We start from the raw sequence: 11,619 nt of genomic DNA, 5'->3' as shown, positions 1-11,619 counted from the left end.
TAGCGCAAATGGCCGCGCAAGTCAGAGAGGTTTTGCGCATTTGCCCCGTCTGTGGCACTTTGCGTCCTAAAGACAGGAGAGATGATGATGGGTGTCGAGGACACGAAATTGCAGGCCGAAGCGGCGCACGGCGTGGCAGAACATGGAGCCGCGCGGGCCGCCTTCACGGAGATGAAGGAAGGCACGAAGGAGGACTGGGAAATCATCGGCGGCGAATACCGCGCCTTTGCCAAGGGATTGCCCGACCGTGTGCTCGACCATCTGCGCCTGCTCGATGGCGATTTTGGCGGCTTTCCGGTCGACCGGCTGGAGCATTCGCTGCAAACCGCCACCCGCGCCCACCGCGACGGACGGGACGAGGAATATGTCGTGATGGCGCTGCTGCACGATATCGGGGACACGCTGGGCAGCTACAATCACCCCGAGGTCGCCGCATCCATCCTCAAACCGTTTGTGAGCGAGGAGAATTACTGGATTTGCCAGAACCATGGCGCCTTCCAGGGCTATTACTATTTCCACCACCTCGGCATGGACCAGAATGCGCGCGATGCGTTCAAAGACCACGAGCATTACGAAGCGTGCCGGGTGTTCTGCGAGAAATACGATCAGGCCGCATTCGATCCCGACTACAAGAGCGAACCGCTGGAATTCTTCGAGCCAATGGTGCGCCGTGTGATGGCGCGCCCGCGCGAGAGCATGTACAAAGTGGCGATGGAAGAGGAAGCGTAAGCTCCTCCGGACCTGCCGCAATCTAGTCGATCTGCGTTTCCGGCTCGCGCTGGAAATGCGTCTTCCAGTCGGCCATGCCGCCAGCATCCAGCCGTGCCCGGACGATGGCGACTTCGTTGGCGATCATCTCGGCGCGTTCGTCCCACCCGTCATGGGTGCGCTTGCGCAGCAGCCATCCGCCGCTGTGGTCGGGCCCCCATGCTTGCATGAAGCGCAAGGCTGCCTGCGGATCGAAACCCGCATTGGCGAGCAGCCACGGGGCCAGCCGGTCGGCTTCGCGTTCGGTGGCGCGCACCAGCTTCCGCTTGCGCCCCTGTGCATCCAGCAAAGCGCGGTGGGCGAGGACATTATGCGCCAGCTCGTGCGCTATGACAGCGGCGAGTTCGGGGTCGGCATAGTCCAGACCGGGAAATTTCTCGCCGATCACGACGCGGCTGCCATCGGCCACCGCGCGTTTGCCGATAGCGCCGATTTCGAAGCTGCTTGCGCAGGCTGGGGTGCCGGTGATGGTGACGGTCTCGCCGTCCGGAAGCCCGAAGCTGGCGGTCCCGCTCCTATCGAGGCTCTGGTCGAGCAGCGCGTTGAGCTGCGTCATCCGCCACCATTTGCGTTTCCTTTCGAAGGGCACGGCGGATACTGGCGTCCCGGCGACGGATTCGATGGTCGTATCGACGGCGAGGAGTTCTATCGCAGGATCGCCCGGTACCACCGCCTGCACGGCGATATCGCCGGTCAGGCCCAGCGCGCTGCGCAAACGATCAGGCTCTCCATAAGCGGCAATATCGTGCAGCAGCAGTCCGAGACTGGGGCGTGTGGTCTCGCAATAGGACGCATTGGCAACGGCCAGCCGGTAGCCGAGCCGCTGGACCCGTTCGTCCTTGATGCGCAGCTCTGCGAACTCTTCGGGAATGGAAGTGGACAGCGCAGTGGAACTTTCCTGCGCTGCACCCTGAGTGGGTGAAAGCGTAGCAAGTGTGGCGGTCGCGGCTGCCAGCGCCAGCGAGGCGAATGAGCGCAATCGCATTACGCGCCGTCGTCGGGCGCTGCATCCAGTGCTTCTGCCAGACGTTCCTGACCCACCGCACCTTCGAACGCCTGACCGCCCGCGACCCAGCTGGGCGTGCCGCCAAAGCCGAGTTGCTGCGCCAGCGCCTGATTGTTGGCCAGCTCTACGCTGATATCCTGCCCAGCGGCATCGCTCAGCGCGCGCTCCATATCCAGCCCCGCCACTGCGCCCGCGCGGGCAATGGCTGCATCATCGCGGCTGTCCTGCGCGAACAAAGCGTCGTGGAATTCGGCGAACTTGCCCTGCTTGGCTGCGGCCAGTGCCATCCGGGCGGGCTGCTCGCTGCCTTCGAAAATCGGCCATTCGCGCACCACCACCCGGACTTCGGGATCGGCCGCAATCACCGCCTCGACATGATCGCGGGCGAGACGGCAATAGCCGCAATTGTAATCGGAGAACTCGACCAGCGTCTTGGAGCCCTCGGGATTGCCCAGCACCGCACCGGCAAAAGGCTGCATTACGCCGTCGCCTGCCTCGGCCAGTCGCTTTTCCGCGTCTTGCCGCTGCAGCGCATCGGCCATTTCCGGCAGGATATCCGGATTGGCGACCAGAAAGCTGCGTGTTTGCGCATCGCCCAGCCCGGTCGCGTGATACAGGGCCGCTCCGCCAAAACCGGCAACCAGCGCAACCACGCCTGACAGCGCCACTGTTCCCCACCTGTTGCTCATGGCGATCAGCTCTCGTCCCGGATTCGTTCCATCGCGGCGCGCGCCTGCAGGGTGATATCCTGCGCCCGCAGCCAGTCGGAAGACCCCTCGGGCAGGGTCGCTTCCGCCGAGAGAGCGCTTTGCAGAGCGCGCCCGTAATCGCGATTGAGCACCTGCTGCTCGGCGGTGGCCAGTTGCGCGCGCGGCATATCGCCCTGCGCGGCATAGGTCTTGCCCAGCTGGTACCACGCAAAGGGATTGTAGCGGTCGCGGCTGACGGCTGCGCGCAGCACGTTCTCGGCTTCTTCGAGATTGGCTTCGTCCTCGGTCGCGATCAGAGCGTGGCCGAAAATCGAGGCAATGAGCGGCTGCGAATTGGTCAGCTCTGTGGCCTTGCGCAGAGGGTCGAGCGCCTCGGCAGCGCGGCCGGACTCAAGCAGGACTTGCCCCTTCAGCTCGAGAAAATAGGGGTCCTCCGGATCCATCGCGATCAACGCGTCGACCTCCTCCAGCGCCATGTCCATCCGCGAATCCTTGTGATAGGCATAGGCCCGGGCGTAGCGTGCTGGGATATCGGTGCGGGTGGCCGGGAAATCGTTCAGCGTCTTGCGCGGCTCTTCAATGTAGCCCGACAGCTTCGCCTTCACGCGAACAAAGCGTGCCTGCAATTCAGGATCGTCGGGCGCGTCCCAAGCGGGATCGGCGGTGTACACTTCGCGCAGGCGGGCAATCCGGTCACCAGAGAGCGGGTGCGTGCGGGTGAACCCGGCTTCGTCGCTCTGGCTACGGCCATAGCGGAATTCCTGGTTCTGCAGCTTGCCGAAAAACGCCAGCGAGCCCCGGCCCGAAATGCCTGCATCGGAAAGGAACTGCGCGCCAGCGGCATCGGCGCTGGATTCCTGCACACGGGTGAAAGCGAGAAACTTGCCAAGCGCCGCCCGCTGGCCGGCCATGACGGCGCCCATGGCAGCATCGCCTGCTCCGGCTGCGGCAGCGGCGACTGCAATCAGCAGCGAGAGGATCGAAACGCCGGTTGCGCCGCGCGCGCCTTCGCTGAAGCGGGTGATGTGACCGCCAGTGATATGCCCGAGCTCATGCGCGATCACGCCTTGCACTTCATTGGCGGTGTCCGCCGCATCGATCAGGCCGGAATGCAGATAGACCACCTGACCACCCGCCACGAAGGCGTTGATAGATGGGTCGCCGACCAGCACGATATCGACATTGCCGGGCTCCAGCCCCGATGCCTCGACCAGTGGTGCCGCCATGTCGCGCATCAGCGCCTCGGTCTCCGCATCGCGCAGGATCGACTGGGCGAAAACGGGCTGGGCGGTGAAGGCAATCAGCGCACACAGCGCCACGATATTGGTGAGAATGCGCATGGGGTTTAGCTTACTCGTTTTCGGCCTGAATGGCGGCTGAAGGAGGGGCGGCATTCGCGGCCAGCGAAGGGCGCTCTGTCTCAGCAGTCTTGCCAATGGTCTGGTCCAGAAATGCGCTGATTTCGCGCTTGACCCGGCCATCTTTTTCGAAGGGAGTGGCCAGCGCCATGACGATGGGAATATGGCCCATGCCAGGAACAATTGACGTGCGAATGCGGGTTTCGGGCACTCCGGCCTCGGCCAGCGCCTGCGCCATGGTCGGCACGTGGCGGGGGAGAACAGTGGTGTCCTCATCGCCGGTCATAAGCAAAACAGGCGGCGCATCGGGGCGGGAAAAATTGACCGGCTGGGTCTGCTCCAGCGGCTCGGCATGGCCGAACGCAGCCTTGGTCGAATCGCTGTCGAGCGGTAGAAAATCGTACGGTCCGGCAATCCCGACCACGGCGTCGATCGTGTCTGTGCCCAGACCTTCCGCTTCCAGCCACTGTGTGTCGAGTGCCAGCATCATGGCGTTGTAAGCTCCGGCGGAATGTCCGGTTACAGCGATGCGCGAAGGGTCGCCGCCGTAATCGGAAATGTTCCGGGTAATCCAGCGCAAGGCCGCCGCGCCATCCTCGACCATGCCGGGAAATTGTCCGTCCGGGCCAAGCCTGTATCCCGCCAGCACCACGATGTAGCCCTGCGGTGCGAAATTTCGCGCCACGAAGGCATAGGGTTCCGGATCGCCGCTGCGCCAGCTGCCGCCATGGATGAAGACCATTACCGGCAGGGGGCCTGCATCGGCGGCTGCGGGCGGGCGGTGCACGAACAGGCGTTGCTGCGGATGATCGCCAAATTGCACCGGGCCGGCGGCCAGCTCGGCGGCCCCGCCGGTATACAGCGCATCGACCCGGTCCAGCGTCGCGACCGAGCGCGAGCCGACGGTCACGAACCAGATCGCGCCGCCCACGAGCACGAGGGCGATAGCAGCGAGAATCCATACCATGGGCCGTTTCCTAGTTTGCATCTTCCGCCTTTACAGTCGCTTGCAGGATGCGCGCGGTATCCCCTGCCGCCGACACCCCCGCAGCTTTGAGAAAACCCTGCATATCGCCGTAACCATCGCCCATCCATAGCGGGACACTTGCGCCCTTGATAATTGCCTTGGCCGCGATCTCTTCGGGCGAGGCTTCTCCGCCCGTCTGGCGGATAAACACGGCCGCAATCCGCCCCGGATGCTGTTCGACGATTTCGCCAAAGGCAGGCAGATCGCCCTGCGAATCGTCGCCGATCAGCGCGAACCGCAACTCGGAATAGTCCGCCAGAATGCCGCGTATGGCATCGGTTTTATGCGATCCGTGGCTGCCCGAACCGAAAGTGTCGCTGTTGAGGCCCCAATCGCGCAGGAAGAGCGGGCCGAGCGGAATGTCGCGGTCTTTCTTGTAGGCGACCAGATAGCTGTAGAGGTTCCACGGGCTGGAAGAGACGTAGAAAAACGGCCGGTGCGTGGCGGGGATCCGGTCTCCGGTGCCTGCTTCATCGGCGGCCAGAACCCGCCCTCCGCCAAGGGAGGAATAGAATACATCGGCCCCCGGCACGGCGACGCGTTCTTCCGGCATTTGTTGCAAAACCCGCCGCCAATTGCGGAAGACGCTGCGAAGGCCGCCTGTGATACCGGTTTCGATAATGGTGTCATCGATATCGGAGATGACGGCCAGATCGGCGCGCGCGCCCGGCGCCAGAATGTGGCAATTGACGCAGTGCTCGCCCTCTTCATTGCTCCAGTAAAGCGCGGCAACGTCCCATGCGGTGTTTTCGGGTAGACTCCACACATCGGGCAGGTCGATGGCAAAGCGGGCGTGGCCCTCCTTGTCGGTTTGCGCGGTGAAGCTGTGCTTGCCTGTATCGCCGATTTCCAGCTCGAGCCGGACATCGAGGCCCTCGACTTCGTGCGAGGCGAACTGGGCGATCATGGTGCGCATGGCCTGCAACCGGCCGCTTTTGTCGAAGCTGGCCTTGTCCGCACGCAAGGCGCGGGCCGAGACGTAGAGTCTGGTTGCTGTGCGATAGCCGTAATAGGGTTGCAGGCGAACAGGGGCGCTGGGAAACAGGGGCATACGGCCCCGCTAGCGCGTCCACGGCCAGCGGCATAGCCCCTCGCAGGGCCATCAGTTTTCGGGAGCGGCTTGTCCGGTTGTGCCTGTTCGGCCTTGCCCGGTTTCAGCCGACGAGTTTGCGGCCAACCTGTTCGGTCAGCTTCATGTCGTCTTCCACTTCGCCCACCAGCACCACTTCACCCGTGGGCAAGCGGCGGATCATCACCACGCCGAATTCCGCGCCCTCGCTGGAAATGTCGTCGAGCGCGCTGGTGTCCAAAGCGCGTAGCTTCTTGGCGAGGCTTTCGCGCATGTCGCCCGGTGCAGCGACCGGTTTGCCCGCTTCCTCGCGGCGCAGACGACGCTCTGCCTGCACAACGCCTTTCAACCCGCCATCGGCACTGGTCAAATACTCGCTCAGCGCACCGCGCTCCAGTTCCAGCCGGTGGGCATGGGAAAGGACGGCGGCATATTCGGTCAGACGGGTTTTGTCGTAATCGGCCCCGAACACCAGTTTGACGACCGGAGTCATCGGCGCGCGTTCCTGCACGGTCAGGCCGTTTTCGCTGACCAGTTCTTCAAAGTCTTCCGGCGCTTCCTCGGCCGCCAGACTGACATCATAGGCGCGGCTGACCGCGGCGTACAAAGCGTTGCGGCTGCGATCTTCGCTGTGGCGCGCGGCTTGCGCCAATTCGCGCGCAGCGGCGAGGCAATCGTAAAGGCCAAGCGATTCGCCAGCAGCTTGGCTCTCACCGGATTCGGGAGCAACGGTCTCGAAGGCATCGAGGTCGAGCGGTGCCGGAACGTCGTCCTTGCTTTCGACGCTGACGTCGGTGCCAGCTTCAACGCTGCCTTCATCTGTGAGATCTTCGTCACCAAACCCTACAGGCATGGGCAGCGGCGCACTGGCGTCTTCGCCAAAATCTGCGGCCATATCTTCGCCCGAAGCGTCGTAGCTTTCTTCCTGCTCGGCATGGTCATCGTCATGACCGGGCAGCAGAGAGCCTAGCGCCTGCTTTTTCTGGCGCTCGGCCTTCGGCTTGATCAGGCTCGACAGCGGGGTCGACCAGTCATCCGGATTGTCTTCGCTGTCGTCATCGTCGGCGCTCTCGCCGCCGGACAGGAGGCGAGCGGACATCGAAGCGGAGTGGTCTTCCGGCTCGTCACCGAATGCATCATTGTCCATGCCAAAGCCGGGCATCGGGAGGCCGGAGTCGTCCAGATCGGAAGCGTCCAGATCGGAGCCGTCCAAGTCCGGCATGGGCATATCGGCCTCGGCCAGACCCGACGGGTCGGCGTCATTGTCGCTGCCGATTTCCAGCCCGGGCCCATCGGCCCAATCGGCAATCGGATCGTCGGCATGCACACGGCCGCCTTCCTGTTCGGAAGCTTCTACGAGCGCGTTGTCGATTTCCAGCAGCAGAGCGTCGGTGGTGATCTGGTCGGCCACTTCCTTCCAATTGATGACGCCATAGATGAAATCGATGGTGTCGTCGTCGCTGGAGAAGGGGAGCAGAATGCCGCGATAGAGTACGGTAGAGCCGCGCTGGTTCACGAATTCGGCTTCGAAACCGATTGGGGCCTTGTTGGCCAGAATTTGCATGTAATGGTCGGTAATACGGCTCAGCAAGGATCGGCTGGGCACATCGGCCAGCGTTTCGATCTCGCCTGCGGCGTCGCATTCCCCGGCGAGACTTTCGCCGATAAAGGGTACTGCGGGGTTCTCGATACCCGAAGTGAAATCCAGCAAGACGCTGAATGGCCCGAAATCGCTCTGCGTCTCGGGTTCGAGATCCTCGATGCATGGCAGGCTGCGGTCTTGGAGCATACCGGCCCAGAAATTATAGGCGCGCACCTGCATGCGGCGCTCGTCCTGACCGACCGGCGAAGGCGGTGTCTCGATTTCCTGGCTCTCGTCTGTATCCTCGAGACCGAAATCATCGGCACCGGAATCTTCCAGACCCTCTTCATCCCAAGCGGATAATCCGAATTTGCCGCGCAGCGTGTCCATGATTTCCTGTGCCCCTGGCGTTGCTTAACCGAACCGTTCCCGGTCCTTCAGCACCACCCATGGAGGGGCATGGTAAACATACCGTTAAGCGCGAGCGCCCCGGCAGACGGATATCAAGACAGGATTGACGCCAAAAAAGCGGGGCGACGGCATGTGCGCCCGTGGCGTCAGAACAGGTACCGCATCGTAATGGTCTGGCGCACATCCGCATCGGTGACCCGGAATGCGGCGGAGGAAAAGCTGGGCGGACCCATCCGCAGCTTTGCATCGCGGGAGAAGCCGAAGCCTTCTTTCGGAACCATCAACAGGGCCCGATCGGCTTTGCCATTGCCGTTTTCGTCATGCAGCAAGGCGATGGCATAGGTTCCCGCCGGCACGTTGCGGAACACGATGCGGGCCTTGCCATTGGCCGGAGTGCGCGCCTCGAAACCGTTGGCGTCACCTTCACAATCGGGGAAATGCTTCTTGCTTGACGTCAGGCAGGCGAGGATTTCGCCCTTGGTGCTGCGCAAGTCGGTCACATCCACTGTGACGTCATGCACCTGCGGCGCGGCATTCCCGGCGAGCAGTGCCCCTGCCACCGTGCATCCTAGCGCCGATACGCGTCGGCCAATCCCCCGTCCGTCCCGCATAATTTGTCCCATCCTCTAAAATACAGCCCGTAATTGCACCGGTATCTCTCGTGGTGCAGCTGATGATGGCTGGCTGTTATCAGCCACTCCCCTGCTCTTGAATGAACAAGCGCGCGGGGAAATATCTCCCACCCCATATGGTTGGTCACGCCCATCACCGTCATTGTCCCCAGAACCAGGCCGAGCATCGCGACATGGATCGGGATGAGAAACACCAGAGCAGGGATCACCACGGCACCGGTCAGCGCCTCGATCGGGTGAAAGCTCATTGCTGCCCACGCGGTCGGCGGACGGCTGGCATGATGCACGGCGTGGGCGATCTTGAACGGGCGGGGCGCATGCATCCAACGATGCGTCCAGTAGAACCACGTGTCATGCGCCAGCAGATAAAGCAGCACTGACAGCGGCAGATACCAGAGCGGATAGTCGTTCCATCCGGTGTACACCTGCGTCCACCCATGCGTCTGCCAGCCCCACGCGACCACCCCTGCGGGCACGCCGTAGAGTGCGGCGGAGGCGAGCGACCAGGCAATCTCGCGCCGGACCTGCGGCCCCAAAGCCGCGTGATAGCCGGGGCGCACGCGATTGGTCAGCCACGCGAACACCCCGCTGGTTATCATATAGCGCACCGCGACGATCACCGTCATGGCGAAGGCTGACGAGAGTATCGCCGCGACCGGATATTCAAGTAGGGATGCAAGAAGCGAGGTCATCACAGGCACTGTCTAGCTGCATTCGCGGGAGCCCGCGAGAGCCTAAAGCCCACTCCATGTAAAAGGCATTATTCCCCGCCGCCCCACGGCGCGCATTCGCTATCGGCGGCCACAGTCATTCGGCGCATCGCCGTGCGGGCGAGGCTTTCCACTTCCACCTTGCGCCGCGCGGCGGCCAGCGGGTGGGTAGGGGCAGGACGCACAATCTCCGCATCATAGGCATCAGCCACGATGATCCCGCAGCAATCGGGGCGAAATGCCTCACTATCGAGCGGGGCGCGATCGATTTCGGGAGAGACGGCCCAGTAGAACCGGTCGCAATGGTCCAGATAATCGGGCCATTTTGCATCGCCCAGCAAATCGGCCCGGCTGACCTTGATCTCGACAATTGTAACCCGGCCTTTCGCATCGATGCCCATCAGATCGGCCCGGCGGCCGCCCTTGAGGGGCATCTCCGCAAGACACCAGATGCCGTTGCGAGCGAACATGCGCGATATTCCGCGGCACAGATTGGGGCCCGTCAGCCCGGCCCCGCCCAGAGCCGGCGTGCCATCTTTGATGAGTAGTGATTCCGACATGCCCAGTGTCTGGAACAGACAGGGAACTTTATCAAGCAGGAAAGTGCGAAATCAACCCGCCGACCGGCGTGGACCGTGATCGCTTTGCTGGGGCACCAGCGCCAGCAAGGCCGTGCGCGCGTGATGATATTCCTGCCACAGCGTCAAGGCCGGAGCCGTCGCGTCCTGGCCGCGAGCGCGCACGGCGAGCAAGGCGGTGAGGCCGGGACGCATCATCGCGCCGATATCGGCAATGCTCCGCTCCGCCAATTCCAGCCGCTCCCCACCAATGTCGCGAATGACAGCGGGGAAATTGCGAATTTCCGGGCTCACCCGCTCTGCGGCGAGATTGGCCATCGCCGCCACAGCAGCGGCGGCATCCTGCAAGGCCGCCCACTCCACACTCATGGAGGGGGCGCCAGTACGGCGCGGCGTCGGGGCGTGTTCGGCAGGCCCGGTAGCGGAAAACGGTGCATTCATACGAAGGCCCATAACCGCTATCGACTTGCCAAATCGCTAATAGGCCGCTCGTCGGAGTGCGCCAGGACGCCGCGAAGGACGTTTCCTCTGGCGCGCGGCAAAGCCCTTTGCTAGTGGCCCGCCCCGGTAAGAGATACCGCAAGGCACCCGTAGCTCAGCTGGATAGAGCGCTGCCCTCCGAAGGCAGAGGCCAGAGGTTCGAATCCTCTCGGGTGCGCCATTCCTTCGTATCGCTGTATTGCCCTAATTCGCCGGGCGCAGTATCGCCCCCCCTTATGGGAGAGGGCGTGAAAAAAGCGCGGCGGGTTACGTCTATCGATGTGGCGGAGGCCGCCGGGGTCAGCCAGTCGACCGTCAGCCGTGCGCTGTCCGGCTGCGACACCATTACAGAGGCGACGCGGGCCCGGGTGGTCGAGGCGGCGCGGGCGCTGGATTACCGGGTCAACGAACATGCGGCCCGGCTCAGGCGCGGCAGCACCGGCACGGTGGCTGTGATCGTGATCGGGCGGGCAGGCGCTGCGCCCGGGGCGATCAATCCGTTTCATTACAAGCTGCTGGGCGCGGTATGCGCCGAAGCCTCGGCGCGCGGGCTGGACGCGCTGGTGTCGTTTCAATGCGATCCTGCACAGTTCTATCACGACCACATCGAAAGCGGGCAGGCGGACGGAATTATCCTGATCGGTACCACCGTCAACGAGCCGGCCTGGGCCTTTCACGAGCCTCTGCTGAAGCGGACCAACATTGCCAGCTGGGCATCGCCGTTCGAGCTGAAAGGGGAAATTCGTTCGGACAATTCGCGTGCGGCGCATCTGGCGACATCGCGGTTGATGGCGGCGGGGCATGAGGCAATCCTGTTTGTCGGGCCGACGAAGGGCGACCAGCCGCAGTTTGGCGAACGGTATCGCGGCTATGTTGCGGCGATGGAGCAGGCGGGGCTTGGTCATACGGCAATAGAGCCGCCCGCCGATGCCGATCGCGGTACGCAGGGGCGGCTGGCGGTCGAGCAATTGCTGGCGCAGGATACACCGTTCGACGGATTGTTCTTTGCCTGCGATGCGCTGGCATTGGGCGGTCTGGATGCATTGTCTGCGGCCGGGCGCGCGGTCCCGGAGGAAGTGGGCGTGGTCGGCTTCGATGGGGTCGATAGCGGGCAGCACAGCAATCCGCCGCTCACCACGATCGAGCCTGATTTCGCGGAGGCGGCGCGCCAATTGGTCGAGCGGGCGCTGGCGAGCGATCCGCCCGCCTTCCAGACGCGCGTGCCGGTGATGCTGGTCGAGCGGGCGAGTGTAAGGCAGCCCCGCTGACCCGCAAATGGCAACAGCGC

12 protein-coding genes and 1 tRNA gene are annotated in these 11,619 nt (G+C 63.4%); 3 read left to right on the top strand and 10 right to left on the bottom strand.

The window, feature by feature from the left end:
* Positions 1–171 precede the first annotated feature (171 nt).
* Positions 172–729 carry an HD domain-containing protein gene (locus tag ACFCW2_RS05015; protein WP_379548926.1) on the top strand — a complete coding sequence of 186 codons (558 nt, stop codon included), beginning with the start codon at positions 172–174 and terminating at the stop codon, positions 727–729.
* A gap of 22 nt (positions 730–751) precedes the next feature.
* Here the strand turns inward: ACFCW2_RS05015 and ACFCW2_RS05010 are convergent, their stop codons facing one another.
* The 10 genes from ACFCW2_RS05010 to ACFCW2_RS04965 all read right to left on the bottom strand — a co-directional run bounded on the left by ACFCW2_RS05010 (position 752) and on the right by ACFCW2_RS04965 (position 10,292).
* Entirely contained in the window at positions 752–1,753 is a 1,002-nt protein-coding gene (locus ACFCW2_RS05010; RefSeq protein ID WP_379548531.1) for a hypothetical protein, read from the bottom strand.
* Entirely contained in the window at positions 1,753–2,463 is a 711-nt protein-coding gene (locus tag ACFCW2_RS05005; RefSeq protein WP_379548530.1) for a DsbA family protein, read from the bottom strand. Before ACFCW2_RS05005 ends, ACFCW2_RS05010 begins: the two co-directional genes overlap by 1 nt.
* Before the next feature lie 5 nt (positions 2,464–2,468).
* Complete coding sequence (locus tag ACFCW2_RS05000) at positions 2,469–3,824, bottom strand: M48 family metalloprotease (protein ID WP_379548529.1); 1,356 nt, start codon at positions 3,822–3,824, stop codon at positions 2,469–2,471.
* A 10-nt stretch (positions 3,825–3,834) separates the two neighbouring features.
* Positions 3,835–4,809: an alpha/beta hydrolase gene (locus ACFCW2_RS04995; RefSeq protein ID WP_379548528.1), complete on the bottom strand. Its 975-nt coding sequence runs from the start codon at positions 4,807–4,809 to the stop codon at positions 3,835–3,837.
* Positions 4,810–4,819: 10 nt separating this feature from the next.
* A complete protein-coding gene (locus ACFCW2_RS04990) occupies positions 4,820–5,920 on the bottom strand; it encodes a phosphatase domain-containing protein (RefSeq protein WP_379548527.1) in 1,101 nt (366 codons plus the stop codon).
* A 103-nt stretch (positions 5,921–6,023) separates the two neighbouring features.
* Complete coding sequence (locus tag ACFCW2_RS04985; RefSeq protein ID WP_379548526.1) at positions 6,024–7,910, bottom strand: hypothetical protein; 1,887 nt, start codon at positions 7,908–7,910, stop codon at positions 6,024–6,026.
* 167 nt (positions 7,911–8,077) lie between these two features.
* Entirely contained in the window at positions 8,078–8,491 is a 414-nt protein-coding gene (locus ACFCW2_RS04980) for a DUF2141 domain-containing protein (RefSeq protein WP_379548525.1), read from the bottom strand.
* Positions 8,492–8,499: 8 nt separating this feature from the next.
* On the bottom strand, positions 8,500–9,255 hold the full coding sequence (locus ACFCW2_RS04975; protein ID WP_379548524.1) for a sterol desaturase family protein: 756 nt from the start codon (positions 9,253–9,255) through the stop codon (positions 8,500–8,502).
* 68 nt (positions 9,256–9,323) lie between these two features.
* A complete protein-coding gene (locus ACFCW2_RS04970) occupies positions 9,324–9,833 on the bottom strand; it encodes an MmcB family DNA repair protein (protein ID WP_379548523.1) in 510 nt (169 codons plus the stop codon).
* A gap of 51 nt (positions 9,834–9,884) precedes the next feature.
* Complete coding sequence (locus ACFCW2_RS04965) at positions 9,885–10,292, bottom strand: hypothetical protein (protein WP_379548522.1); 408 nt, start codon at positions 10,290–10,292, stop codon at positions 9,885–9,887.
* 143 nt (positions 10,293–10,435) lie between these two features.
* Between ACFCW2_RS04965 and ACFCW2_RS04960 the strand changes: the two genes are divergently transcribed.
* Positions 10,436–10,512, top strand: a tRNA-Arg gene (locus ACFCW2_RS04960).
* A gap of 67 nt (positions 10,513–10,579) precedes the next feature.
* Entirely contained in the window at positions 10,580–11,599 is a 1,020-nt protein-coding gene (locus ACFCW2_RS04955; RefSeq protein WP_379548521.1) for a LacI family DNA-binding transcriptional regulator, read from the top strand.
* The last annotated feature ends 20 nt before the right edge of the window (positions 11,600–11,619 follow it).

This window comes from Qipengyuania algicola, from assembly GCF_042492175.1.
Taxonomy (GTDB): Bacteria; Pseudomonadota; Alphaproteobacteria; order Sphingomonadales; family Sphingomonadaceae; genus CAJXSN01.
The sequence above is the reverse complement of the archived record's forward strand: the minus strand, read 5'-3'. Positions and strand labels throughout refer to the sequence as shown.